The sequence below is a fragment of the Salinisphaera japonica YTM-1 genome, from assembly GCF_003788585.1.
In the GTDB taxonomy this organism is placed as follows: domain Bacteria; phylum Pseudomonadota; class Gammaproteobacteria; order Nevskiales; family Salinisphaeraceae; genus Salinisphaera; species Salinisphaera japonica.
Map to the genome: position 1 here is coordinate 58,470 of NZ_AYKG01000004.1, position 24,205 is coordinate 82,674.

The 24,205-nt window shown below is 62.4% G+C and carries 27 protein-coding genes; 2 read left to right on the plus strand and 25 right to left on the minus strand.

All coding sequences use genetic code 11. The annotated features are described in order from the left end of the window. Positions 1-549: 549 nt before the first annotated feature. From SAJA_RS02400 to SAJA_RS02425, 6 genes are all read right to left on the minus strand, one after another. Complete coding sequence (locus SAJA_RS02400) at positions 550-1,176, minus strand: protein-disulfide reductase DsbD N-terminal domain-containing protein (protein ID WP_184999711.1); 627 nt, start codon at positions 1,174-1,176, stop codon at positions 550-552. Further along, positions 1,163-2,350 carry a protein-disulfide reductase DsbD family protein gene (locus SAJA_RS02405; protein WP_123657071.1) on the minus strand — a complete coding sequence of 396 codons (1,188 nt, stop codon included), beginning with the start codon at positions 2,348-2,350 and terminating at the stop codon, positions 1,163-1,165. The genes SAJA_RS02400 and SAJA_RS02405 overlap by 14 nt, the downstream gene beginning before the upstream one ends. Beyond that, positions 2,347-3,165, minus strand: coding sequence for a TVP38/TMEM64 family protein (locus SAJA_RS02410; RefSeq protein WP_123657072.1), 819 nt, complete (start codon positions 3,163-3,165; stop codon positions 2,347-2,349). Before SAJA_RS02410 ends, SAJA_RS02405 begins: the two co-directional genes overlap by 4 nt. Positions 3,166-3,201: 36 nt before the next feature. Further along, positions 3,202-3,837: a class I SAM-dependent methyltransferase gene (locus SAJA_RS02415; RefSeq protein ID WP_123657073.1), complete on the minus strand. Its 636-nt coding sequence runs from the start codon at positions 3,835-3,837 to the stop codon at positions 3,202-3,204. A gap of 147 nt (positions 3,838-3,984) precedes the next feature. Then, positions 3,985-4,620 carry a peroxiredoxin gene (locus tag SAJA_RS02420; RefSeq protein ID WP_123657074.1) on the minus strand — a complete coding sequence of 212 codons (636 nt, stop codon included), beginning with the start codon at positions 4,618-4,620 and terminating at the stop codon, positions 3,985-3,987. Positions 4,621-4,689: 69 nt separating this feature from the next. Continuing rightward, a complete protein-coding gene (locus SAJA_RS02425) occupies positions 4,690-4,977 on the minus strand; it encodes a hypothetical protein (protein ID WP_123657075.1) in 288 nt (95 codons plus the stop codon). A 119-nt stretch (positions 4,978-5,096) separates the two neighbouring features. Between SAJA_RS02425 and SAJA_RS15090 the strand changes: the two genes are divergently transcribed. Next, entirely contained in the window at positions 5,097-5,264 is a 168-nt protein-coding gene (locus tag SAJA_RS15090) for a hypothetical protein (RefSeq protein WP_184999712.1), read from the plus strand. An 81-nt stretch (positions 5,265-5,345) separates the two neighbouring features. On the opposite strand, the gene SAJA_RS02430 is transcribed toward SAJA_RS15090, so the two are convergent. The 7 genes from SAJA_RS02430 to lnt form a co-directional block, all read right to left on the minus strand. After that, on the minus strand, positions 5,346-5,786 hold the full coding sequence (locus SAJA_RS02430) for a DUF411 domain-containing protein (protein ID WP_006911936.1): 441 nt from the start codon (positions 5,784-5,786) through the stop codon (positions 5,346-5,348). Positions 5,787-5,974: 188 nt separating this feature from the next. Further along, positions 5,975-6,304, minus strand: coding sequence for a hypothetical protein (locus tag SAJA_RS02435; protein ID WP_123657076.1), 330 nt, complete (start codon positions 6,302-6,304; stop codon positions 5,975-5,977). Positions 6,305-6,391: 87 nt separating this feature from the next. Beyond that, positions 6,392-7,996: a multicopper oxidase family protein gene (locus SAJA_RS02440; protein WP_245963209.1), complete on the minus strand. Its 1,605-nt coding sequence runs from the start codon at positions 7,994-7,996 to the stop codon at positions 6,392-6,394. Next, on the minus strand, positions 7,996-8,388 hold the full coding sequence (locus SAJA_RS15320; RefSeq protein ID WP_123657077.1) for a hypothetical protein: 393 nt from the start codon (positions 8,386-8,388) through the stop codon (positions 7,996-7,998). The genes SAJA_RS02440 and SAJA_RS15320 overlap by 1 nt, the downstream gene beginning before the upstream one ends. Further along, the gene (gene lspA, locus SAJA_RS02450) at positions 8,369-8,875 is read right to left on the minus strand and encodes a signal peptidase II (protein ID WP_021031445.1); all 507 of its coding nucleotides are present in this window, start codon (positions 8,873-8,875) and stop codon (positions 8,369-8,371) included. Before lspA ends, SAJA_RS15320 begins: the two co-directional genes overlap by 20 nt. Positions 8,876-8,917: 42 nt before the next feature. Beyond that, the gene (locus SAJA_RS02455) at positions 8,918-9,547 is read right to left on the minus strand and encodes a cation diffusion facilitator family transporter (RefSeq protein ID WP_006911931.1); all 630 of its coding nucleotides are present in this window, start codon (positions 9,545-9,547) and stop codon (positions 8,918-8,920) included. Between the two features lie 89 nt (positions 9,548-9,636). After that, positions 9,637-11,175 carry an apolipoprotein N-acyltransferase gene (gene lnt, locus SAJA_RS02460; protein WP_006911930.1) on the minus strand — a complete coding sequence of 513 codons (1,539 nt, stop codon included), beginning with the start codon at positions 11,173-11,175 and terminating at the stop codon, positions 9,637-9,639. An 88-nt stretch (positions 11,176-11,263) separates the two neighbouring features. Here lnt and SAJA_RS02465 point away from each other — a divergent pair, with 88 nt between their 5' ends. Then, on the plus strand, positions 11,264-11,671 hold the full coding sequence (locus tag SAJA_RS02465) for a MerR family transcriptional regulator (RefSeq protein ID WP_006911929.1): 408 nt from the start codon (positions 11,264-11,266) through the stop codon (positions 11,669-11,671). A gap of 289 nt (positions 11,672-11,960) precedes the next feature. On the opposite strand, the gene SAJA_RS02470 is transcribed toward SAJA_RS02465, so the two are convergent. From SAJA_RS02470 to SAJA_RS02525, 12 genes are all read right to left on the minus strand, one after another. Next, positions 11,961-12,200, minus strand: coding sequence for a hypothetical protein (locus tag SAJA_RS02470; RefSeq protein ID WP_123657078.1), 240 nt, complete (start codon positions 12,198-12,200; stop codon positions 11,961-11,963). A 137-nt stretch (positions 12,201-12,337) separates the two neighbouring features. Next, positions 12,338-15,574, minus strand: a complete 3,237-nt coding sequence (locus tag SAJA_RS02475; RefSeq protein WP_123657079.1) for an efflux RND transporter permease subunit — start codon at positions 15,572-15,574, stop codon at positions 12,338-12,340. Beyond that, entirely contained in the window at positions 15,568-17,085 is a 1,518-nt protein-coding gene (locus SAJA_RS02480) for an efflux RND transporter periplasmic adaptor subunit (RefSeq protein WP_123657080.1), read from the minus strand. The genes SAJA_RS02475 and SAJA_RS02480 overlap by 7 nt, the downstream gene beginning before the upstream one ends. Then, on the minus strand, positions 17,078-18,469 hold the full coding sequence (locus tag SAJA_RS02485; protein ID WP_006911925.1) for a TolC family protein: 1,392 nt from the start codon (positions 18,467-18,469) through the stop codon (positions 17,078-17,080). Before SAJA_RS02485 ends, SAJA_RS02480 begins: the two co-directional genes overlap by 8 nt. 64 nt (positions 18,470-18,533) lie before the next feature. Further along, positions 18,534-18,881 (minus strand): hypothetical protein, encoded by a 348-nt coding sequence (locus SAJA_RS02490; protein WP_006911924.1) that lies wholly within the window; start codon positions 18,879-18,881, stop codon positions 18,534-18,536. A gap of 209 nt (positions 18,882-19,090) precedes the next feature. Next, complete coding sequence (locus tag SAJA_RS02495) at positions 19,091-19,375, minus strand: NHL repeat-containing protein (RefSeq protein WP_006911923.1); 285 nt, start codon at positions 19,373-19,375, stop codon at positions 19,091-19,093. 250 nt (positions 19,376-19,625) lie between these two features. After that, entirely contained in the window at positions 19,626-20,027 is a 402-nt protein-coding gene (locus SAJA_RS02500; RefSeq protein ID WP_123657081.1) for a hypothetical protein, read from the minus strand. A gap of 51 nt (positions 20,028-20,078) precedes the next feature. Continuing rightward, complete coding sequence (locus SAJA_RS02505) at positions 20,079-22,502, minus strand: heavy metal translocating P-type ATPase (protein WP_123657082.1); 2,424 nt, start codon at positions 22,500-22,502, stop codon at positions 20,079-20,081. 46 nt (positions 22,503-22,548) lie between these two features. Continuing rightward, on the minus strand, positions 22,549-22,761 hold the full coding sequence (locus SAJA_RS15420) for a GDCCVxC domain-containing (seleno)protein (RefSeq protein WP_021031451.1): 213 nt from the start codon (positions 22,759-22,761) through the stop codon (positions 22,549-22,551). 69 nt (positions 22,762-22,830) lie between these two features. After that, positions 22,831-23,478: a cytochrome c biogenesis protein CcdA gene (locus SAJA_RS02515; protein ID WP_006911912.1), complete on the minus strand. Its 648-nt coding sequence runs from the start codon at positions 23,476-23,478 to the stop codon at positions 22,831-22,833. Positions 23,479-23,481: 3 nt separating this feature from the next. Next, entirely contained in the window at positions 23,482-23,694 is a 213-nt protein-coding gene (locus tag SAJA_RS02520; protein WP_006911911.1) for a heavy-metal-associated domain-containing protein, read from the minus strand. A gap of 129 nt (positions 23,695-23,823) precedes the next feature. Then, positions 23,824-24,159 carry a MerR family DNA-binding protein gene (locus tag SAJA_RS02525; RefSeq protein ID WP_123657083.1) on the minus strand — a complete coding sequence of 112 codons (336 nt, stop codon included), beginning with the start codon at positions 24,157-24,159 and terminating at the stop codon, positions 23,824-23,826. Positions 24,160-24,205 lie beyond the last annotated feature (46 nt).

Consider the following 24,205-nt stretch of genomic DNA (forward strand, 5'->3'; position numbering starts at 1 on the left):
ACGCGAGTAGGCGGCGGACGATAGGGAGGATGTTCGAACCCGGGGGCGACCGCGACAAGCGCACGGCTTACCAAGTGCGCCGCAGGGGGAGACAGCGCATCAGTTGGGAAGCTGGTGTTGACCGCACTCGAGGAGCAATGGCCCATGACCGAGCAGCAGCATCGATCATGGGATGGGGAGTCGCCACTACCCTCGACGTGCTTCGTCGCGTGCGAGTGCTCGCTGGCCGTCGCACCCGAGTTCGTAACAGCGGATGTTTCCGCGTTAGCGTGCTCGGAATCGTGCAGGCAAGATATCCCCGGAACGCCCGCTTGGGCGACCAAGGCTTGCAACAGCAAAATTAGAACCAAGAAGGCACGCATCGTTTGACTATATCAAAATAGGCGAGGCTAGCAATGGCCGTCGGCTAAGTTTTTTCTCGAGCAAAAAAACGTTTTTGTAAATCATCGAGGTTGGCTGGTTCTAAGGCGCGCGGCGCATGCATGCGAGCTCGAACATATTCTGGGCTCGTCTTACATTAGCGATCGAAGACCTTAGAGCTTTTGAAGCTTAAGGTAGCGATGGGTTCGCGGTGCTCGGAAGCGACGTAGAAAGCGTTGAGGGCGGAAGGCAAAGCCCCGAGTCATTACAGGCTTGTACCACGGCCTCGACGGTGGATATGTCGTTGTCGGCAACTTCATCCAGGGCCGCTATCAACTTAACCTTACCCGAATACACCCGGATCGGGTCTTCAAGGCCGACGTCGAGTTCATCGCCCGGTGGGTATACAAGCTCGGTCGATAACAGCACGCCGTTCGCAAATACCTTGATGTCGGTCGGAATAAGAAAGTCGAAAGAGGCGGGATTGGCGTTGATATGCCACTCCGATGCGATGTCCAGTTCTATTTGGATCGTATCGCCGTCGCGCGTTGCATCGAGATCCACGTGGGCCGCGCTAAAACGCTGTGTTTGCGGTGGGACGGACTTTGAGACTGTTGATGACTCTGACGCGGTATAGAGGTCAACAACGTCCCGCTTGCCATCCCGGCTATTACCTGTCGACTGGTCGGTCGTCGATTGCACTTCGGGCTCCGTACTAGGTACGGTCCATTGCGAGAAAAGAAAAAGGCCGCTGACCGTGACCGCGATGGTCGCTGGCAACAGCCAAGTGAGGACAAAACTCTTACGGGTCGACACGCGTCTGCTCTCCACTGGTTTCGATGGCTGTTTTCAAAGTGCCCACCGTAAATAGATCGGGTAGGCGTCGGTGCACGGTCCCGTCCGGCTTCAAGACCACGGCGAAGGGCAGGCCGGCGCCACCGAAGGATCGTAGGTAGGCATCAAGCGCAGCGTCCGGCCGCGTGAGATCGGCGCGTAGAACGCGCATCTGGGCTGCATCGACGGATTTCACAATCGTGGCGTCGGCGTAAACGGTTTGTTCCAGAACTTTGCAGTTAATACACCAATCCGCCGTGAACTCGACAAGCACCGGCGCGCCGGCAGTGCGGGCCTCGGCAAGCGCGCGCTCCGTTAGCGGCTGCCAAGGCAACGCGTGCTGTGCGCCGGCCCCACGATCAAAGCCGAGCGTGACGGCGCCGGCCACGCCAGCGACCAAGACGAGCGCCGGTACCAAACGCGCGCCGAATCCGGGGCCGACCACCAATGCGCGGATCAACCAGAAAGCCAGGGTCCCGAGCCAGGCGGTCCACAGCAGGGTGCCGACGCGTTCCGCGAGCACGGTCGTTGCAAAAAACGTCGCGCCGGCCAGGAGAATCAGGCCCATGACCTGCTGCACGCGGGATAGCCACGCGCCGCTGCGTGGTATGCGTGTCAGTAGTCCGGGTCGGGCCAGCAGAACGAGGTAGGGCAGGGCCAACCCGACGCCCACCGCCATGAACAGCGCGAAGATCGTGCTCGGCGCCTGCGTGAGCGCAAATGCCATGACGCCGCCCAGGAAAGGCCCGGTGCAGGGCGCGGACAAGACCGCGGCCAGAAAACCGGCCAAGTAGGGTTCGGCGTAGCCGTTTCCCTGGACGCGGTAGACCCATTGGGGTGGTTGCACGCCGCGCCCCGCGAGACTGTAAACGCCGAGGCCGGCGAGCAGGAAAGCCAGTGCCGCGCGAAACCAGAACGCCTGGAACAGGGTGCCCCAGGTCCAGTTCAGCATGGCGGTCGCCAAAGCGAGCGCACCGAAGAAGGTGAGCGTGCCAGCCAGCAGCGCGATCGCTGCCAGAAAGCGTTGTCGCGAACCGTTGCCCACCACGCGCGCGATCGTGCGCAACTTGACGGGCAACGCGGGTAGCACACACGGCGTGAGATTGAGCAGCACGCCGGCGAACAGCGCCAGCAGGAGATTCGTCCAGATCGTCATCGCGTGGCGTTTTGGCGGCGGCGATCCCGCGCCCTGGAATGGTCGTGCTCGCGGTTTCGCTCATGCGCGCCCCGCGATCGGATGACGCGCGCCGCGCCGAACAAGATCAGCGCGGCAATGCCTGCGAGAGTCCAGATATAGGCCGGCAAGTGCAGCGCCTGACTACCGAGCAGTACGCTCAGTACGGTCAGCGGCAAAATACCCACGCCGGTGGTCCAGACGAACGTCCATCGCGGCACGCCGGCGAGTCCCGCGGCGTAATTGATCAGGTTGAACGACATGATCGGTATCAGGCGCGCGGTCAGCAGTGTCGAAATACTGCTATCACTCACGAATGCATCCAACCGCGCCTGGTAACGCAGCGGAACCAAGCGCGTCCGCGTGGCCGGGCCCAGGGCCCGTGCGATCTCGTAACTCAGTATTGCGCCGATCATTGCGCCCGCCCAGGTGAGCAGTACACCCAGCCCGGAGCCGAAGACGACGCCATTGGCGATTGCGATCACCTCGGCCGGGAACGGTACGAAGGAATGAGCTGTCATCAGGCCGATGGACGCGGCAGGCGCCCAGGGGCCAGCGCGCTCGAGGAGCGTGCGCAAACCGTCACTACTAAAATCGACAGCAAACAGGCTGTATTCGACCAAGCACCAGATGATGACGATATCGATCCAGAGCAGTGCTGCGGTTAGCACCACAGCCGCTATCAGCCACCCCTTGCGCGCGGTGCGTAGCAATGTGCGGAAGACCACGGCCAACAACACGAGGCCCAGTGCGGCCAACGCCAGGCAGACGAACAGCAAATCGGCGTTCATCGCCATCGGGCTTCTCGCTGATTTTTTCGTTTCGGTAGAAAATTAAGCTTGAACATGGGTACCACGGGCGGTCATGAGCCCCCAGAGCCAGTTGATTTTGTAGGTTTCGATCTGCACGGCGGCGTAGCCGCTTTCTTTGAGCATTCGAGCGCACTCATGCGTTCGATAGGTCCGTGCGTGCGCATGAGCGCGCAGCCGTTGATAGCGCTCGAACAGCCGGCACATCAGATAGTCGCCACACCAGTCCGTGAGCACGAGCTGGCCGCCGGGGCGCAGCACGCGCCGCATTTCGATCAACGCGTCGAGCGGCCGCGCGACGTAGTGAAACATGCTGCAGGAAACGACGAGGTCGAACTGTGCGTCGGCAAATGGGAGCTGCTCTGCCCATCCCTCATGAAGCGCTATATCAGACGGGAGTTTGCGGCGCGCGATTTTGAGCATGGCGGGTACCGGATCCACGCCCACGAGCCGAGTTGGGGGATGAACGGTCGCAAGACGATAAAGCAGGGCGCCCGTTCCGCAGCCCACATCGAGTAATCGATCCTCCTCGCCCAGCGGCAAACGCGCGATCGTCTCCTGCATCGTCGCCTCGATATAGAACGACCACTTCCGATCATAGCGGCCCGCAATCCGAGCGTATTCCGCGACAACCTCTTGGTACGGAGCTTGGGTTTGCATGTCGGAAACAAGCCTTTGATTGGATGGCCGACGTCATGCATCGATCGGGTCCATACCCAGCGCGGACGGCTCATGACGTGATCGCCGGTAACGCCCCGGATACAGCAACGCGACGCGCCTGTATCCGGGGCAGCACACTCTCAGTCGTTACTTGTTCGGCTGCTTGGTCATGCGCAGGTAGGGCTTGAGTTCGTTCCAGCCGGCCGGGAACAGCTTCTCGGCTTCTTCATTGGACAACGCCGGCGACACGATCACGTCGTCGCCGTCCTGCCAATTGGCCGGGGTGGTGACCTTGTAGTTGTCGGTCAGCTGCAACGAATCGATCACCCGCAGAATCTCGTCGAAATTGCGCCCGGCGCTCTTGGGATAGGTGAGCGTCATCCGGATCTTCTTGTTGGAATCGATGATGAACACACTGCGCACCGTCGATGTATCGCCTGCGTTCGGGTGGATCATGTCGTAAAGTTCGGCGACCTTGCGGTCGGAATCGCCGATGAGCGGGAAGTTCACGGCCTGGCCCTGAGTTTCCTCGATATCGGCCGACCAGCGTTTGTGATCGTCCACCGAATCCACCGAGACCACGATGGCTTTCACGTTGCGCTGGGCGAACCTTTCCTTGAGACCGCCGACCGCGCCCAGCTCGGTGGTGCACACCGGTGTGAAGTCGGCCGGATGCGACATCAACATGCCCCAGCCGTCGCCAAGCCATTCGTGGAAATCGATCTCGCCTTCGGTGGTATCGGCGGTGAAATTCGGGGCGGTATCGCCTAGATGTAAGCTCATTTCTATACTCCTGTTCGATCAAGAAGAGGCCGGCGGCCACCGGGATTGGGGCCGCCGGCGCATTCGTGTCTAGCCCTTGTCGGTCGAACCGTCCGGGCCGTTCATATTCTCCATCTTGCTCTGCATCATCTTGTTGCAGGTTTCCATCATGTCGTTCATCCGGGTCATCATTTTCATCATCGGCATGTCCTTGTCGTTCATGCCCATGCCATGACCCTTTTCACTATCGTCTTGCATCATCTGCCCCATGTTGTCCGCGGGTGCCGACTGGGTATCGTCGCCTGGCGTGGCGGCGAGTACGGCGGGTGCGCCCGCGATCAGAGCGGCGGCAATAATCGTTTTTACTGTTGTACGCATGGTTCTAGTCCTCTTTGGATTGTGCAGAAGGCGCGCTCAACGGCGCTGTCTGCTGTGAATAACGGGTTTGCGTGTTTGGTTCCTGTCGGGCCGTTGAATCATCAGTAGCTTTCGGTCGCATGCTCCACATCATCCAGCCCATCATGATCATGCAGGGCAGGATGAACAGCAGCGGCACGGCCCCGATGGCCACGACCCAGTTCCAGTTGAATACGAGCCCGATTACCGCGGCGACCAAGCCGCCCACGAGCACGCTGCGTGGCTCGAGCCAGCGCCGGGCCGGATGACCCGAGTCGGACGACGAAGTCGATGCTTCGGAATTGCAGCTTTTCACCATTGATTTCCTCGATGGTTGCCTGAAGACAGGCCTAATACGTCGTGTAAACGTCATCACTCAGCGTGTGAATCACGAAAGGTTCCTGCTTTTCGCCACCCATGCCGGGGGATCCCATCGGCATTCCGGGCAGCGAGATGCCACGGATATCGGGCTGTTCGTCCAGCAGTTTGTTGATTACTTGCGCCGGCACATGGCCGACGACGACATAGTTGCCGACCATCATGGTGTGGCAGGAGGAGAGCTTGGCGGGCACGCCGTGCTGACGGTTGATGCCGGCCATATCGTTGGTGTCGAGCACTTCGACGTCGAAACCGTTTTCATTGAGGTAGTCGGCGTATTTCTCGCAGCACATACAGCCGGGGTTGTGATACAGGGCGGCCTGGATCGGCGCCGCGAAAGCGATGCCGGTAAAGGCCGAGGCAAACGCCAGGAGCGACCACATCGCTATGGCGCGAATTAGAATGTTCTTCATCGGAATATGACTCCACGTGACTTGAATCGATGTGTCCGGATTCATCCTCAGGGGCACGGTTTTCGCATTACCCGTATTTCGTCGGGTCACGACGATCGTGTGCTGCGGAGCGCTGCGGTCGGGCACAAATTGCCCGAGCGACCGCCAGGAAGAATCCGAGGAACGTGGCGCGTTAGGCGCCCGTCGGATCAGGCGTGGAGGTCACGCGGAGGGAAGGGATCGGGGCCATCCAGCAGCCGGCCGCGATGGGCGGACGGGGGAGGAAACAGCGCCGCGGGCGCCGGATGAAAAACCGGCATATCGGTACGGTTCATGCTGGCGACCATCGCGCAGGCGGCCACGGCACAGCTGGCGGTAGCCGATGCCGAATGCGGCTGATTCGACAACTCGTTCTGGCAAAGTGCGCAATCGTCCATCCGGGTCTCGGACTCCATGGACCATGCCATGACCGCGGGGCTCGCCAGTACGCTGCCGAGCATAACGATCATCACGAGCAATTGGGCAATGAACCGCTTCATATAAAAACTATAGGGCTTGGATTTTATCTTTACAAGACTGAAGCCGGGTACGGAGTCGAGGTTTTTTATACACGATAGTAACTCGGTTTATGAACGAACGCGGTAGTAACGCATCATGCCGTTATCCTCGTGTTCCATGTTGTGGCAGTGATACAAATAAAGCCCCTCGAAGTCGGCGAAGGTCAACGCGACACGCACGCGTTCGCCCGGCAACACAAGCACCGTGTCGTGTAGCCCGGAATCGACCAGTCCGGCCGCCAGACCGCTCCAGCCCCGGCGGCCGCCGATTTGCTCTCGCCCGACGACCGCGAACTGCAGCCCGTGCACGTGCATGGGATGCGGCATCATGGAGTCATTGACAAATTCCCAGACCTCGGTGTGTCCCAGGGGCACGATTTCGTGGTCGGCCACGGTGGCGCCTTCGAACCGGCGGCCGTTGATGGCGAAGCCGCGCATCATGACCATGCCCAACTTGAAGCGGCGCAACGGGGTGTCGCGCTCGACCGGTGGCGTCTGCAAATCCTCGGCGAGACGTTCAGGCAGTCGTTCCTTGCCGCGTTCGCGCCGTGTTACGCGCAAGGCGAGTAACGGGACGCGTGTGCCTGCGGGGAGGTCTGCGCCGCCCATCATGCCGCTACCCATCATTCCGCCGCCCATCATGTTGTCCATCATCCCGGCCTGGTAGCTGTCGCTGAGCAGGCGCAGTTCATCGCCGGGGTCGTTTGCGGATAAATCCACCCACAGATCGATGCGCTGGGCCGGCGCCAGGGCCACGAAGGGATATTGGCGCGGCGCCGCCAGCAGGCCACCGTCGGTGCCGAGCACAGTCATGGGCCGGCCGTCGCTCCAGGCCAGTTTGTAGATGCGCGAGTTGGAGCCATTGAGTATTCGTAGACGGTACGGCCGGGTGGCGACTTCGCGTGCGCTATCCGGTTGTCCGTTGACCAGGATGCGGTCGCCGAGAAAGCCGCGCATGCGGGTCATCATGGTGCCCATGCCGCTGCCGATATAGGTCAACTCGTTGTCGCCGGCGAAGCGGCGGTCTTGCAGAACCAGGATCATTTCCTGATCCCCGGCCGGCAGCCCCAGGGCGCGCTCGGCCTCGTCCTCGATGACCAGCGGGCCGGCCAAACCCGCATAGCTTTGAAAGCCCACCCGGCCGCCGTCCGGTCCGTGCGGGTGCGGGTGGTACCAATACAGCCCGGCGCGGTCGCGCACATCGAAGGCTACGGTCATGGCTTCGTCGGGCTTGATCGGCAGCCGTGGCTGGCCGTCCACATCCGGCGGCACGTGCAGTCCGTGCCAATGCACGGTGGTGTCCTCCGGCAGGCTGTTCTCCAACCGGGCGTGGAAACGCTGGCCGCGGCGCAGCCGGATCAGCGGCCCGGTGTAGCTGTCGCCCACCGGGGTGATGGTATCCGCGGGGCCATTACGCAGTTCGGCCGTGTAGCGCCAGACTTCGCTTGGCGTGCCGGGCAAAATGGGCACGGTATCCGGACGCGCGCGCAGCCGAATGTCGACGTCGAAGGGGCCATTTTCGAGGCCGTAATGGCCCGCGCCTTCGCGTTTCGTACCCGCGGCCGCGTTGTCTTTACACGCCGTCAACAGAGCTGTGGGCGTCAAAGCGGTGATACCCGCAAGGCCGCCCACGCAACGCAATAGCATGCGGCGTCTGGGGTCGATAGTCGTCATCAGCTACGCAGGTATTTGATCAGCGCCACCACGGCGAGCACCAATACGCTCAACACGAGAAGTGCAAACAGCACCCACGCGGCCATCATCGGGCCACCCATCATGCCGCATTGCATCATTGATCCGTTCATCAGACCGCCGTCGCCCATGCGGCCCGGGCCGGTCTGTCCCGCGGCAGGGGCGATCCCGATAATGGAGCCAAGCAGGCTCAACAGCAATGCTACGAATAGCTTCATGGTGTTTTCCATGCTTTTGGTCGGTAGAGATTCAGGTATCGAGCCGTACTTGTCATTCAAAATTACTCTAGCGTGCCCGGCCAGCGGTGGGGATTCGGGCAGCCCGAGCCGGGACTCAGCGATCGGGCCGATACGCTCACTCGCGGTATCTTGCATGTGCCCACATCAGTGATGCAGCGCCGGTTGTGATCCAGACGTCGGCCAGGTTGAATGCCGGCCAGTGGTACTGTGCGAAATGGAAATCGAGAAAGTCCACGACGTAGCCGCGTAGCAGGCGATCCGTCAAGTTGCCCAGCGCACCGCCTAAAATCGCACTGAGCGCGATCCCTTGACCTTGCGAAGTCACCCCGCGCCACAGCCAGCGCAACAGAAAGGCCGATATGACAACGGCGACACCGATCAGGAATGCCCGTTGCCACCCACCCGCATCGGCCAGAAAGCTGAATGCGGCACCCGTATTATGTAGATGTGTCCAGCTAAAAAACTCTGTGACGGCTCTGCGCTCACCATAGTCAAGATAGGTGCTGGCCGCGTACTTGGCTGCTTGATCTACGAGCAGCAGCGCAAGAGACAACCCCAGCCACCGCAGCTTGTCGGTCGGGCTAGCACTTTTCAGCGTGCCGCCTATCGACCCCGTAGACACGAGCTGTGACTCCTGTTCGCAGTGCACGTATATATCGCCACGTCAAAGGGCTCCCGTGGGCGACGATGCCTGAAGTTCGTCTCGCGTTTTGCGCGCGTCCTTCAGGATGCGGACACCGCCGCGTAGGACGATGAAACCAACGACCAGACCGATAATGAGGTCGGGGTAACGCGTGTCGAAGTAGTAGACAAGCGCGCCGCCGACAATGACGCCAACATTGGCGATCACATCGTTGGCCGAAAAGATCCAACTCGCGCGCATATGGACGCCGCCTTCCCGATGGCGGGCGATGATGAGCAAACACGTGATATTCGCGACAAGTGCCGCCAAGCCCATCGCTATCATGTAGGCGGGCTCGGGATCGCTGCCCATAACGGTCCGCCGGACCACTTCGCCCAAGGCGAACAAAGCGAGCAATATCTGCACAACGCCGCCAATGGAAGCCGCGCGCGCCTTGTGATGGACGGCGCGCCCCACCGCATACAGCCCGGCAGAATAAACCGCCGCATCGGCGAAGTTGTCGAGTGAATCGGCGATCAGCGCGGTGGAGCCGCCCAGCAAACCAATCCCGAATTCAGCCAGAAACATGACGCCATTGATCGCCAGCAGCCAGTAGAGCGCCTTTTGTTGGGCCTGGTCTTCGGCCTCGAATTCACAGCCGCAATCGGCCATCGCGTGTTACCTCCACCGGCGCAATCGTGCACCGACTCTGTTGAACATATAGCGACGATAAAACCTCTAGCAACTAAAGGGTCAAGCAGTCAGCGCGAAGAATCCCTTTGCCTTTTCCCTGCCCAAACGAGCATGCTCAGCGCGATCCCAATGAAAGCCAGTACCGGCTTGTCCCGCCAGCGGACGTAGGGCGTGGTCCCCGTGCGCGGTGTAACCTCTGCCGGCAAAACAGTCGACTCGAACTGTGGCGCGCGGGCCAGCGCTTGACCGTTGTGGTCGATCATGGCCGTGAGGCCGGTGTTGGTTGAACGTAAGAGCGGACGCCCAGTCTCAATGGCGCGCATTTGCGCAATTTGCAGATGTTGATGCGGCCCGAGGGAATCCCCGAACCAGGCGTCGTTACTCAGGTTGACCAACAACTGCGCGGCCGGGAGCAGGTCGGCGACTTCAGCGCCGAACGCCACATCAAAGCAAATCAATGCACCGATGGGCACGCCGGAGGCATATAGCAGTCGCGGTCGCTGGCCTGCACTGAAGTCTTCTACCGGCGCGCCCAGGATATTGAGCCATGGGCCGACGAGTCCGCGCAGTGGGACGTATTCACCGAAGGGCACCAGATGGCGCTTGTAATAGAACCGACGCGGACGAGCCAAACTGACGGCGGCATTGTATGCCTGGCCTTGGTCGGTGCGCACGGGAATCCCGAGTATCAGGGTCGATCCGCGTGCGCCGAGGCGTGTTTGGAATCGGTCTAAATATTCAGAGGCTTGACCGAACCACGCCGGCACGGCGGTTTCCGGCCAGACGATAAGGTCGGTTCCCGCGTAGGGTTGGGTAAGCGCTCGATAGCGCCTCAAGGTGAACGCGAGCGCCTCCGGCTTCCACTTCCTGTCTTGTTTCATATTCCCCTGCACAAGCGCGACGGACAGGGGTTTGGCGACCGGCTCGGTCCATTCACGATCAAGCAGTGATGTGCCGAGCAATAGCGCCACCAGTGCGCCGCTTGTGATTGCCAGGCGCCACAAGCTGAAACGAAGCATCGTCCACGCCAGAGCACCTGCCATCACGGCCACAACAAAGCTCACGCCCAGCACGCCAAACACCGGTGCGATTGCGGCAAGCGGTGTGCCGATCTGGCTGTAACCTAGAAAAAGCCAAGGAAAGCCGGTCAGGAACCAGAGCCGGACCCATTCGCTCAATACCCATGCCGCCGGCAATCCAAGCCACAGTGCGAAACCACCCGTCCGCGAGCATAAGGTGCGCACGAGAAATATCGCTGACCACGGGAACAAGGCCAACAAGGCCACAAAGGCCGCAGTGAGGAACATGGCAAGCGCAGGCCCGCTGCCGTAGCGACTGATGCTGATAAACACCCAGGACACGCCTACGCCGAAGTAACCCAGGCCGAAGAAATAGCTCGTCCAGAGCGCTTGGCGTTTCGGTAGATGGGCGGCCAGTAGGAATAGAGCAGCCGGCGACAGCACGGCGAGCCAATACCAACCCAACGGCGCGAAAGCTAGCGGCAGAAGCGCGCCAGCAAGCAAAGCCACGCTATAGACCGCGAGCAGGCCCGGGAATACTGTTATGTTGCGCGCCGGCACGCGGTTGATCAATGCTTGCTTGCACACACGATATTCCTACGCTTGAGTTGCCAGCGGGCGATAGGAGCGCCACGATAAATCCTCGAGTTGCTAGAGCTTCAAGCACGAGGTATTCATGACGCAATCCGATCTGCGTATTGGCGATCTCGCCCGACGCACGGGCGTAGGCGTGGCCACGATCCGCTACTATGGCGATGTAGGTCTGCTACCGGAAGCGGGCCGCAGTGAGGGGGGTCAGCGCTATTACGACACATCTCACCTTGAACGGCTCATATTCATCAAACGTTGCCGGGAACTGGGTTTCAGCCAAGACGATGTACGCACGCTCCTGACACATGCCGATCAGAGTGAGGCTTCCTGTGAAGACGTCGCTCGACTCGCAGAAAAGCATCTTGAAGCCGTGCGTGACAAGCTTGCGACCTTGCAAGCTTTGGAAAACTCACTGGACGATATGATCCATGCCTGCCATGGGGGGCGGATCGAAGATTGCCGCATCGTCAAGGCCCTGGCGAATAACCACTAGCGTTGCCGATACGCTGCGGACAAGCGTCGCAGTTAGCGTACGATTTTTCCGTTTCGTGAGATGACCCCGTCAACGTCAAATGGGCTTTTCGCGCTGTCACGATGGTGCCAACATCTCTATCGTTATCAATCTCAGCTTCGTTTTTAACGCCGACGAGTAGGAATCCCGGCGACAATGCGCCGATACTCGTTACACTCGCCATCCACCGCCGACGGGTGTGGTCGCTCTCGTTCATGGCGAATATTGACGGGCCATCGACGATCGGTAGTTTCCGGCCCCCATGACCGGTCTAGCTGCGCAGATACTTGACGAGCGCCACGATGGCAAGCACCAGCACGACGAGGACAAGAAGCGCGAATAGCATGCAGGCGAACATCATCGGCCCGCCCATCATCATGCCGCCGTTCATCATTCCTCCGTCCATCATGCCGCCCTCGCCCATCCGGCCGGGCCCGGTTTGCTCCGCGGCGTTGGCGATGCCGGCGAACGGGGCGAAGAGAGTGAGGTAGATGCTTTCAAGTATTTTCATGGTCTTGCTCCTTAGCGTGGTTGAAACGAGGTCCTCGATTTGTGGAAGCTACGGATGCCGGGGGGCTGGCGCTGTGCCCAGGGTCTGTCCCCCGCCGTTCTATCCGGCACGCGAGTCTCTGTATTGATCGGCGGCGATCAAGCGTCACGATGTCCTCCGGGTCTGGTTGTGCCCGACTCCGTGTCGGCCTCCCGCGACAAACCGCGTCCCCGCCAGAACGAGAAAATCACAGGGAACACGATCAGCACCATGACCAGCGCCGAAGCCACGCCGCCGAGCATGGGCGCGGCAATGCGCTTCATCATCTCAGCGCCCGAGCCGTGGCTGAGCATGATGGGGATCAGCCCCATGAACAGGGCCAGGCCTGTCATCAACATTGGCCGGATGCGGTGGGTAGCGCCGACTTCGATGGCCGCGATCAGGTCCGTGTGGCTGTGGATCAGTCCTTCGTTGCGGTAGCGCAGCCAGGACAAATCCAGATACACCATCATGAGCAGGCCCAGCTCCACGGCCAGGCCGGAGACTGCGATAATGCCCACGGCGACTGCTACGGACAGCTTGTAGCCCAGCGCCCACAGCAGCCAGACGCTGCCGACCAGCGAGAACGGCAGGCTGAGCATGATGATCGCGGTCTCGACCAGCGAACCCCGATGCATGAACAGCATGAAGAAGATCAGGCCGATGGTCAGCGGCACCAAAATTTGCAGGCGTGCCGCGGCCCGTTGGTAGTACTTGAACTTGCCGGCCCACTCCAGGCGATAGCCGGGCGGGATGTCGACCTGGTCCGCGACCACCTGTTTGGCCTTGGCCACATAGTCGACGATGCCGATTTCGGATTTGACATCCACGTTCACGTAGCCGGCGAGCTGGCCGTTTTCGTCGCGGATGCTCGGCGGCCCGGTGGTGAACTCGATGTCGGCCACCTGGGAGATCGGGATCTGGGCACCGTCGGCGGTGGTGACCAATGTGCGCTTGAGCGACTGGATGTCATCCCGAAAGCCACGCGCGTAGCGCACGAGGATGTCGTAGCGCTCGCGGCCCTCGACCGTCTGCGACACCGCACGGCCGCCCATGGCGGCGACGATCACGTCCTGGACGTCGCCGACGTTGAGCCCGTAGCGGGCGGCGGCGGCCCGATCCACGATAAAGTCCAGGAAGTAGCCGCCGGTGGTACGCTCCGCGAAGGCACTGCGCGTGTACGGTGCGGTCCGTGGGTCTTCCTGCAGAGCCTGTTCGATGGCGATGCCGGTGGATTCGATCTTTTTCAGATTCGGGCCGAGCACCTTGATGCCCAGCGACGAGCGAATGCCGGTAGCCAGCATCTCGGTGCGGGTCTGGATCGGCATCCACCAGATATTGGGCATGCCGGCGAAGTCCATCGCCTGGTCCATCTCCTGGATCAGCTTGTCCCAGGTCATGCCCTCGCGCCACCGGTCCTTGGGCTCGAGCATGATGTTGATCTCGAACATGTTCAGCGGGGCCGGGTCGGTGGCCGTGGAGGCGCGCCCGACCTTGCCGAACACACGCTTGACCTCGGGGAATTCCTTCAACCGGCGGTCCATGGTCTGAATCGTTTGATTGGCCTGCTCGATGGACATGCCGGGCAGGGCGGTGGGCATGTACAGGATCGAGCCCTCGTTGAGCGGCGGCATGAACTCGCTGCCGAGCTGCTGATACACCGGCACTGTGGCCACCAGGGCCGCCGCGGCCAGGCCGATGACGAGCCAACGGGCATGGACCGCGGCCCGAACCACCGGCATGTAGGCCCGCTGCAGGCCACGGTTCAGTCGGCTCTTGTCGCCGCGGATCTTGCCGCGAATCAGCAGCACGGCCAGGGCCGGCACCAGCGTGACCGACAGCAGCGCGGCGAAGAACATGGAATAGGTCTTGGTATAGGCCAGCGGTTTGAACAGACGCCCTTCGCTGCCTTCCAGGGCAAACACCGGCAGGAACGACACCGCGATGATCAGCAGCGAGAAGAAGATGGACGGTCCCACCTCCTGCATGCCTTCGATGATCACCGCCGTGCGCGATTTGGCGAGCTCTTCGGGCGGCGCTTCGCCAGACTGCCAGGCGGCCAACCGCTTGTGGATGTTGTCGATGATGACGATAGCGGCGTCCACCATGGCGCCGATGGCCACGGCGATGCCCCCCAGCGACATGATGTTGGCGGTCAGGCCCTGGTAGTACATCGGGATGAAGGCCAGCAGCACCGCAATCGGCAGGGTGATCACGGCCACCAGCGCCGAGCGCAGGTGCAGCAGGAACACCAGGAGCACCACGGAGACGATGAGCATCTCCTCGGTCAGAATCCGCTTGAGCGTGTCGATGGCACGCTCGATCAGCGAGGAGCGGTCGTAGACGGGCACGATCTCCACGCCCTCGGGCAGCGAGGCCCGGACCTCGTCCAGGCGCTGCTTGACGCGGTCGATCACGTCCAGCGCGTTCTCGCCGTAGCGCATCACCACGGTGCCGCCTACGGTCAGGCCGTCGCCGTTGAGGTCGGCCTGGCCGCGGCGCATGGCCGGCCCGAGGTGGATGTCGGCGACCTGGTCCAGGGTGACGGGTGTGCCGCCGGGCCCGGTGCCCAGCACGACATGCTTCAAATCATCGACGGATTTCACGTAGCCGCGGCCCCGGATGAAGTGCTCGTGGCCGGAGACCTCCAGCACCCGGCCGCCGACATCGTTGTTGGACTCGCGCACCGCCTCGATCACCTGGTCCAGCGAGAAGCCTTGAGACGCCAGCTTGTTGGGGTCGACGTTGACCTGATATTCCTTCTCGTAGCCGCCGACCGAGGCCACCTCGGCGACGCCGTCGACCGCCTCCAGGGCATAGCGGATGTTGAAGTCCTGGATGCTGCGCAGCTCGGCCAGATTCTGGTTACCGGATGTATCCTTCAAGGCATACTGGTATACCCAGCCGACGCCGGTGGCGTCCGGGCCCAGGGTGGGATTGACGCCCTCCGGCAGGTCCTTGCTCGCCGAGTTGAGGTATTCCAGTACTCGCGAACGCGCCCAGTAGATGTCGGTTCCGCCCTCGAAGACTACGTAGACGAACGACAGGCCCATGAAGCTCTGGCCGCGGACCGATTCAACGTTGGGCGCGGCGAGCATGGAGGTGACCAGCGGATAGGTGATCTGGTCCTCGACCAGGTCCGGGCTGCGGCCGGGCCAGTCCGTGAACACGATCACTTGCACAGGGGACAGATCGGGGATCGCGTCCAGCGGCGCGCCGTCCAGCGAGCGCCAGCCCCAGGCTGTGGCCGCGGCTACCACGATCAGGGTGAGTAGCCAGTTACGCGCGCAGTACGCGATCAGCCGCTGGATCCAGTCCGGCCGGTCGCCGGCGCCGTGCATTTTTTCGCTCACCATTGCTTGATCCCCGTCTTCAGGCGTGTTTCGGCGTCGATCAGGAAGTTACCGGAGGTCACGACCGTCTCGCCGGCCTCCAGCCCGGAGGTGACTTCGATGTAGTCCTCGTTGCGCTGGCCGGTCTCGATGTAGCGCGGCTGCAGGCGGCCGTCGCCAAGGTCCACGAACACCACGCGCGCGTCGCCGGAGAACAGGACCGCCGACTCGGGTACAGACAGACGCTTCCCGAGATCGGCCTGCAGCTCGACCTCGGCGTACATGTTTGGCTTGAGCCGCCCGTCCGGGTTGGGCAACGACAGGCGGATCTGGCCGGTGCGAGTCTGCCCCTGGAAGTAGGGGTAGACGTAGTCGACCTCGGCCTCGTAGTGGGCGTCGGGCAGATAGGGCAGGGTGACCTCGGCGGTCATGCCCGCATCGATCAGCGGCAGCTCGCTGTCGTAGACCTGGGCATCGATCCAGACCGTGGACAGATCGGCAATGCGCATCAAGATCTGGCCTTTCTTGACGGCCGAGCCCTCGACCACGTTCTTCTCTACCACTGTGCCGGTCGCCGGCGCATGGATCGGCAGGTACTTGATCGGCTCACCGCGCCGCTCGATCGCGCGCACCTGCGCCGGGGCGATATCCCACAGCATCAACCGCTGGCGGGCGGCCTGAACCAGGCTGTCGTCCAGGCCGCGGCGGGACAGCCGCTGCAGGGTCTGCAGATACTCCTGCTGGGCCGAGAACAACTCGGGGCTATAGATGCCGAACAGCATCTGGCCGCGCTCGACCGGCGCGCCGACGTAGTCGATCTTCAGGTTGCCGACCCAGCCGTCGTACTTGAGCGTGACATCACTCAACTCGGTTTCGTCGTAGACCACCTCGCCCACGGCGCGAATCTCGCGCACCAGCTGGCGACGTTCGACTTTGCCGGTCTCGAGGCCGATGAGCTGCCGCCGGCGGTTATCGAGGTTGATCGTGGGCATGTCCGAAGCTGCGTCGGCGACTTGCCCGCCTGAATCCATTTCCCCCTTGGCTCCGCCGCCGAGGCGACGGCCGCCGGTGGCGAGCTGTAAGCCCTGTCGACCGGTCGCCAGGTCGAAGCTGATCCGGGTTTTGCCGAGGCCGGCCTTCTTGATCTGCAGGGTTAGCGGCCAGGCACCACTCATTTTCAGGTTGAACGGACCCGCGTAGCGCCCCGGCTCGGTCTCTTCGAGCTCGGCTGGGGCCTGCATGGCCGCCATGCCCCCCATCGCCGGCATGGTGGCCACCGCCTTGATGCTGGCACCGGAGACTGGATTGCCGTCGCTGTCTTCTAGCCGGATGGCCAGCCGGTTTTTACCGACCACCGGCGTTTCGGGGGAGACCGCAATTGCGAGTCGAAACGGTCCCGATTGGTAGGTCGGGGCCTGGGCCAGGGATGCCGGGCCGGCGTCGGCGCCACCCGCGTCGCGCAACAGCAGCCAGCCGCCGATGCCGGCCGCCGCCAGGATCGCGATCAGGGCGCTGATCACTAATCTCTTATTCATGCATAAACTCCTCGGAATTCATGGCGGCCGGCACCGTGATGCCTGTCAGCTCGCCGCCGCTCCAGCGCCTCAATTCAGCCAGCGCGGTGAAGTAGTCCGCGCGGGCGCTTTCCAGTTCCAGTTCCGCGTTGAGCTTGCGTTGCTCGGCGGTAATCACATCCAGGAACGCGCCACCGCCGGCGCCGTATTCGGATCGGGCGGCGCCCAGGTTTTCCAGCGTGCGCGGGATCAGCTCGTTCTCGTACAAGGCGATGGCGTGCTTGGCTTCCTCCACCGCGGCGTGGGCCTGTTCCAATTGGCTCAGCAGCGTGGTCCGGCGGTCTGCCAGCTCGTATTCCGTGCGCATGGTCTCGGCTTTGGCCTCGTCGAGGCGAGCGCGGTATTTGCTGCGGTCCAGCGGGAGGCTGATACCGACACCGGCGATCCAGCGTTTCTCGCCGGCGTCCCACAGGCTGTTATAGCCGCCGAAGACCTTGAAGTCGGGATAGAACGCTTTTCTGGCCAGCGCTTCGCGGTCCTCATCGGCGGCAATGCGCTTTTGGATTTGCGCCAGTTCGGGATGACTGGACAGGGCGCTGCGGCGTAAGCGGCTATAGGGCGGCAAGCTTCCGGGGAGGGGCAACCCTGCCGGCCCGGCAACGGGCGCGGTGGCCTTTCGATTGAGCAGGTTGTTGATTTTGGCCCGCACGCTGCGCTTGATGCGTCGCAGCTTGATGGCCTGGTGTTTCAGGCGCTGGAGTTCAACCTCGGCCTGCAACACATCCTGCTGGCCGGTCAATCCCGCAGCGTAGCGATTTTCCGCTATCCGGCGCAGCTCATCCACCAAGTCTTGATTGGCGACATTGATCTCCAGCGCCTGGTGTACGTAATACCATTCGGCATAAGCCGAGCGGGTGGCCGAGGCTAGGCGCAGCCGCACCGCCGCGACGTTATCGTCGGCCGCGAGCGCTTCTTTACGCGCAGCGTCCGCGCGCAGACCCAAGGTGCCGGGCCAGGGAAAATCCTGGCTGACCTCGAAACGAATATTGGTACTGCGCTCACGTCCGGACGGCGTTTCAAAGCCGCCAATGGTCTCCGGCGCCACCGCACCCGAAAGTTGCGGGTCAGGCAGCGCCCCGGCGGGTTCGATACGCGCTTCGGCGGCGTCGACCGCCGAGCGCATCGCGGCCAGACCGGCGTTGCGATCGAGAACCGACGCGACCAGCGTGTCGGGTTCGAGGCGCGCCGAGTCATACGCGGTGTCTTGCGCCAGCGCCTGCGTGGCGGGCAACAGGACGGCGGCCAGCAGCACGCCGACGCAGGCGATTTCTTGTATTGTCGCGAACGCCCACTCGCGGGCGCCGCCATGCGCGCGCCGATAGCGCGTGAATATGCCAGGGGACATGTGTCATCTCCGGAAAATGCTGAACAAGAGCCGCGCATGCCAATGCGCGCGCCCTGGAAAAGAGCTAGATCCGGGAGATGAGCGGGGGGCGAATCAATTCGTGGTCGTGGGGCGGTGTGGGATGGCCCGGTTGGGCATCCGGGCGCTGCCTGGCTGTCACCGTAACCGGCAATGGTTTTTGCATGTCGACCAAGGCAACACAGCCGACGGCGCAAGGCGCCTGGCAAAAGATCTCGCCGTTACAATGGCTATCGGCCATGACCGCGGTATCGGTGACGGGAACCACCGAAGCCTGGGCCGTTTTCTGATCCAGCGATTGCGCATTAACACTTGTCGCCAAGGCGAGCGCGGGCAGCACGGTAAGTACCGCCAGTACGAACACCCATAGACGAAAGGCAACCGGAGATTTCAAGATAACGACCTATTCATGCCACAAGCGTAAACATTAAGTCCGGACTGTGGTACGGAGTCAAGTTTTTCTCCCAGGCGCCTGAGCCCGGCAGCCGAGCACGTTGCCGGTGTGGCTGTCGTGACGGATTCGGCTTGGTTATTCCTCGAACAGATTAAGAGGGCCGGGCAACGCAGCAGCCGTCGGGGTAAGTTAATCGCAGATGGTGCAAGTCATGGGCGCTGCCATCTTTCCACCCGGTTGCCCTTGAAGTTGGCGGAAAATACGGTTCCGTCGGCGGCCACGGCCACCGTGGTTTCGGTATGGCCGGGCCCGCCGACGTTATCCGGCGCGAAGGCCGTCAAATAGTCGCCTTCGGCATCGAACTTCTGGATACGATCGTTATAGAAGTCGGCGGCGAACACGTTGCCCTGCGGGCCGACGGCGACCGAGTTGACGGTGGTGAACCAACCCTTGAACGGGCCAAAGATATTGACCCCGAACGGCCCCCGCCCCATGTGCGCACGAACGCGCCGTCGGGGCCTAACTGCTGCCGTTACCCGACCAGCCGCCCAGGCCCGATCCCTGCGCCGACGAGCCTGACAATCCGTGGTGCCCGGTTACTGGCGATGGCAACAACGGTAAGGGGAGCGGTAATGGGTAACGGCAATGCGGCGGCAGGGGCTCCGCCGGAGGCAGCGGCGACGGTTGAGGCCATGGGTTTGCAGCGTCGCTTCCGCCTGTTTTCGGTGTTGATTTCAAGCCCGATCATCTCGTCCTGTTGGTTGAACTGCTTTTCAGCGCCGCGGGGTTGCGAAGTGCGGGCCAGATACTCCAACTCAACACACCGAGCGCCGCGAGTTGCAGGATCGCCTTGGTCCAGAAGCCGATGATCGCCCCCTCAACCAAATGAAACAGCACGAACAGCGTAAGCAGCGGTGCGATATAACGATGCCCTCGCCACAAACCAACGACGAAGTACGCGACCAAAGCAAGGGAGATATAGATGTTGCAGGCGCGATACGATAGCCACCCGAAATTGATCACCTCCGGCGCCCAGCCTTGGGCGCGGTAAATCAGAACGCTGGTCGCGCAGGCGGCGAATAAAAGTTGCAATACAATCAGCGTAATGGTCTGCCATCGATTAAGCGACCACACTTGTCGTTCCACTCTCATTGGCTCGGCTCCATGTCAAAATCGATAAACGGCGAGCTTTTTCGTTCAGTCGGCCACACTCGCCACCGCATCGAAAAACATCGTTGGCCGCTGCCACAGCGAGTTGACGAAGATCGCGGTCACGCTGGCCGCCATGGCGACCATGGCCCACACCGGGTAAATCAGGCCCGTGGCTGCCAGCGGAATACCGATGCCGTTGAACAAAAAAGCCAGGCCCACGTTCTGCAACATCTTGCGATAGCCCCAGCGGCTGATCTGCCAGGCCGTGATGACCGCACCGAGCTGTCCGTTGAGGATGATGATATCGGCCGCGTCGATGGCGATGTCGGTGCCTGAGCCCATGGCGATGCCGATATCGGCCTGCATCAGCGCCGGGGCGTCATTGATGCCGTCGCCGACCATCGCAAGACGCACGTTGTGCTGCATGTCACGCAGACGTTCGGCTTTCTGATCGGGGAGCACGCCGGCATACACGTCGTCGATGCCGGCACGTTTGGCGATATGGGTCGCAGTGCGCTTGTTGTCGCCGGTGAGCATGGCAGTGCGGATGCCCAACTCGTGCAATCGGGATATGGTATCGACGGTGTCGGCGCGCAGCGCATCGCCAAGCGCGATTGCGCCGAGCAAGCGATCGCCGCGGGCCACGACAATCACCGTGTGGCCCTGTTGTTCGGCAGCGTCGATGCGTTCCTGCAAGGCATCCAACGCGATGCCGGCCGCACTCAGGAACGCCGGGCTGCCGACCCGCACGGTCTCGCCGTCGACTTGCGCCGTCACGCCGCGCCCGGATTCGGCCTGAAAATCGGCGACTTCGGGGAAGTCCAGCCCGCGTTCCAGCGCGGCTTCGACCACGGCCCGGCCCAGCGGATGCTCCGAGGCCGCTTCCACGGCGGCGGCCAGCGCCAACAGCGTGTCGTCATTGCTATCGATGCCATGGATTGCGCGCACCGCCGGCCGGCCTTCGGTGAGCGTGCCGGTCTTGTCGAACACCACGGTGTCGATTTTGCGCAACGCCTGGAAGGCTTCGCCGGTGCGCATCAGCACGCCCTTGTCCGCGGCCTCGCCGGCACCGCGCACGATCGACAACGGCGCGGAGATGCCGACCGCGCAGGGATAGCCCATTACCAGCACCGTCAGCGCGGCGAACACCGCCCGCTGGAATTCGGGGTCGGCGCCGAAGGCCAGCGGCCCGAGGGCCCACCCCAGAAAAGCGAGCGCGGAAATCGCGAGCACCGTCGGCGTATAGACTTGCAACACCCGATCGACGATGTGCAGCAGGCCGGGCTTGAGCGCGCGGGCGTCTTCGACACTGGATATCACTTGATGCAAAAAACTGTCGTCGCCGACCGCGGTGACCCGGATCAGCAGGGTGCCGTTGCCGTTGATGGCGCCGCCGACGACGCTGTCGCCGGTGGTTTTTTCCACCGGTAGCGGCTCACCGGTGATCAGCGCCTCGTCCACGGCCGAGCCGCCGTCGATCACTTCGCCGTCGACCGGAATACGCTCGCCGGGGCGCACGCGCACCTGCATGCCCGCCTCGACCTGTTCGACTGACATATCCCGTTCGTTGCCGTCGGTGACTACGTGCGCGGTCTCCGGCTGTAGATCCAGCAGCCGCTTGACCGACTGCGCGCTGCGCGTCTTGACGATCAGCGACAGCCATTCGGAAAACAGGTGGTAGGTCAGCACCATCACCGACACCGCGAAAAACGCCGCCGTTGGATAGCCCGACGGTTGCGCCACCAGCCCGATCGCGCCGCCGATCAAACCGGCGAAGGCGCCGATCTCGACCAGCACGTGCTGGTTGAGAATGCCGCGGCGTAGCGCCTGAAAGGCCATGACCCCCATATGCCGGGCCAGCCCGAATATCATGGCGAGCCCGAGCGCACCCACCAGCAGCGGCTCATAGCCGGCCAGCACCCCACTCGCACGTAACCCGAACAGGACCAGCCCGCCGGCGGCCAGGCCGGCGCTGCCGGTCGCGGCGGCGGCTTGGCCGCGGCCGCGCAGCACGGCGTAGCCGAAGACGACCAGGCTGAGGTAGACCACCACCGACAGGCCCAGGGTCCAAAGGCTGGCGGTATCCACGATGAGCCCGACCGCGGCGAGACTCATCGCCAGGGCTGCCAGGAAGCGGTTGCGCTCCACCGCCAGCGCCTGTTCCTGCCGTTCGAAGGGTTCGACCTTGCGCGGATCGCTCAAGGTATAGCCGATCTGCTGGAGGGTGCCCATCAGGGTTGCGGCGTCGGTCTGGCCATCGTCGTATTCGACCAATGCCTGCTCGTGGGTCAGACTGACCGCCACCCGCTGCACGCCGGGTTTGGCGCCCAGCGCCCGTTCGATGGTGCCGGTGCACAAAGAGCAGTGCATGCCGCCGATATGGGCGCGCACGCGGCGGATGCCGGAATCGCCGGTGGTTTCCTCGCTCCACGGGTGAAGCTCGTCGGGGTTTGCGGTTGTGTCGTTCATGGCATCACCTTTTAATGGAGAATGCGCGGTGCGATGTGTGTTCGTCTCAACATGAGCAGTTGCCGTCCTGCTGCACTGGTGGACAGGGCACCGATCCATAAGAGCAGTACACGCAACAGTCACCAGCTTCGGGGCGCAGCAAGGCACCGCAGCCGCCGCACTCGTAGAAGTACTGGCAGGCATCGGTCGGCATGGTCTCCGGGGCTTCATGCCCGCAGGCTGGACAAACGAGCGTGGTTTCCAGCGTCACAGTATTCATAGGTCACTCCGCGTGCCGATACGCATATCGAAAAGGAACTGCCCGGCTGTGCGCTCGCCAGACACGGCCTCACAACGCCAGCCCGATGGACCAGACCCCGAGTAGTACGAGCACTGCGCCGGTGACGCGCGGCATGCGGGCGGCGAAACGGGCGATCGCATTCAATAGCCGCCTTCCACGTTGGGTAAACACCGCGAGCACGAGCGGGCTGGACAATGCGAGTCCAAAGATCAGCAGGGACACGCCGCCATAGGCCATTCCGCCGCCGGCGGCGGCCTGGGCGGCTGCGCCGCCGAGCAATACCGCGAGCAGCGGCGCCGCGCAGGCCGGGATATTGAAGCCGAACAACACGCCGAGCGCGGCGCCCCCGGAGGTCGCCGGTACGCGCGGCAGCAGCCGATCGCTCTGGCGAATCAGCCACGGCGCGCCGCCGACCAGATAGGCCAGCCCGAGCGCGACATACAAGCTGCCCAGCACCATCCACAAGCCGTGCTGGATGCCCAGGAATCGGGCGCCGATCGCCGCCGCAAACACGCCCAGTCCGGCCATGAGTCCGGCCCGGGCCACCGTGAAAACCAGCGTTTGATACAAACGCTGACGCTCCGGCAGCCGATCCAAGAATTTCAGGAACAACAGGTGGCTGCCCACCGAGCACGGCTCCACGAAAGCCAGCAGTCCAAGGCCGGCGGCCAGTACCCCGGCCTGTGCGATCTCCAAGGCTTAGGCCGGCTCGGCCGGATAACCGGCATCCCGAACGGCTTTGGCCAACGTTTCGGGCGACACTTGATTGGCGTCGTGCGCGATACGCGCCTGCTTCGCGTCCAGTGACACCGAGACGCCTTTGACGCCGGCCTGCTGTTCGATCACGTTTTGTACGATCTGCACACAGCCTTGGCAGTGCATCCCGTCGATACTGAGTGTGGTGGTTTGCATGAGGTGCTCCTTTTTTTAGCCAAGCTCAACCAGCTTCGGTCAAGCCGCATGGTGTTTAAAGGAGCGTAGTACCTGGAGTTGACTCCAGGTCAAGAATTATTTTCGACCTTGGCGCTTTTGCACTTTTGACTATTCAGCCGACGCGTCGAGTCCGTCGATGATCGGGCAACCCTGGTCGCTGCCGCGGCATAGCTGTAAAAGGTTCCCGAGCTCCTGTTGCAGCCGATCCAGATCGGCCATACGGGTTCGAATATCTTGCAGTTTTTGTTCAGTCAACCGCGCGACTTCCGGCCGAGCGGCATCACGGCAGCTCCGGGATTCGAGTAGTACCCGGATTTCGTCGAGCGAAAAATCACAGCGTTGGGCGCGCTGGATGAAATGTAGACGGGCGAGATCCCGCGCGACATAGCGCCTTCGCCCTCGGCTATCCCGCGCAACGGGGGACAACAGCTGAGGGTTCCCCACAAATCAGGCCGATATTGAATAGCAGTGCAAATAGGCTTGAAGGGCA

Coding starts and splice junctions, on each gene's coding strand:
- SAJA_RS02405 (WP_123657071.1), bottom strand. CDS start 2,350: ATGACGATCTGGACGAATCTCCTGCTGGCGCTGTTCGCCGGCGTGCTG.
- SAJA_RS02410 (WP_123657072.1), bottom strand. CDS start 3,165: ATGGCGATGAACGCCGATTTGCTGTTCGTCTGCCTGGCGTTGGCCGCA.
- SAJA_RS02415 (WP_123657073.1), bottom strand. CDS start 3,837: ATGCAAACCCAAGCTCCGTACCAAGAGGTTGTCGCGGAATACGCTCGG.
- SAJA_RS02420 (WP_123657074.1), bottom strand. CDS start 4,620: ATGAGCTTACATCTAGGCGATACCGCCCCGAATTTCACCGCCGATACC.
- SAJA_RS02425 (WP_123657075.1), bottom strand. CDS start 4,977: ATGCGTACAACAGTAAAAACGATTATTGCCGCCGCTCTGATCGCGGGC.
- SAJA_RS15090 (WP_184999712.1), top strand. CDS start 5,097: ATGCTCCACATCATCCAGCCCATCATGATCATGCAGGGCAGGATGAAC.
- SAJA_RS02430 (WP_006911936.1), bottom strand. CDS start 5,786: ATGAAGAACATTCTAATTCGCGCCATAGCGATGTGGTCGCTCCTGGCG.
- SAJA_RS02435 (WP_123657076.1), bottom strand. CDS start 6,304: ATGAAGCGGTTCATTGCCCAATTGCTCGTGATGATCGTTATGCTCGGC.
- SAJA_RS02440 (WP_245963209.1), bottom strand. CDS start 7,996: ATGACGACTATCGACCCCAGACGCCGCATGCTATTGCGTTGCGTGGGC.
- SAJA_RS15320 (WP_123657077.1), bottom strand. CDS start 8,388: ATGCAAGATACCGCGAGTGAGCGTATCGGCCCGATCGCTGAGTCCCGG.
- SAJA_RS02455 (WP_006911931.1), bottom strand. CDS start 9,547: ATGGCCGATTGCGGCTGTGAATTCGAGGCCGAAGACCAGGCCCAACAA.
- SAJA_RS02465 (WP_006911929.1), top strand. CDS start 11,264: ATGACGCAATCCGATCTGCGTATTGGCGATCTCGCCCGACGCACGGGC.
- SAJA_RS02470 (WP_123657078.1), bottom strand. CDS start 12,200: ATGAAAATACTTGAAAGCATCTACCTCACTCTCTTCGCCCCGTTCGCC.
- SAJA_RS02475 (WP_123657079.1), bottom strand. CDS start 15,574: ATGGTGAGCGAAAAAATGCACGGCGCCGGCGACCGGCCGGACTGGATC.
- SAJA_RS02480 (WP_123657080.1), bottom strand. CDS start 17,085: ATGAATAAGAGATTAGTGATCAGCGCCCTGATCGCGATCCTGGCGGCG.
- SAJA_RS02485 (WP_006911925.1), bottom strand. CDS start 18,469: ATGTCCCCTGGCATATTCACGCGCTATCGGCGCGCGCATGGCGGCGCC.
- SAJA_RS02495 (WP_006911923.1), bottom strand. CDS start 19,375: ATGGGGCGGGGGCCGTTCGGGGTCAATATCTTTGGCCCGTTCAAGGGT.
- SAJA_RS02505 (WP_123657082.1), bottom strand. CDS start 22,502: ATGAACGACACAACCGCAAACCCCGACGAGCTTCACCCGTGGAGCGAG.
- SAJA_RS15420 (WP_021031451.1), bottom strand. CDS start 22,761: ATGAATACTGTGACGCTGGAAACCACGCTCGTTTGTCCAGCCTGCGGG.
- SAJA_RS02520 (WP_006911911.1), bottom strand. CDS start 23,694: ATGCAAACCACCACACTCAGTATCGACGGGATGCACTGCCAAGGCTGT.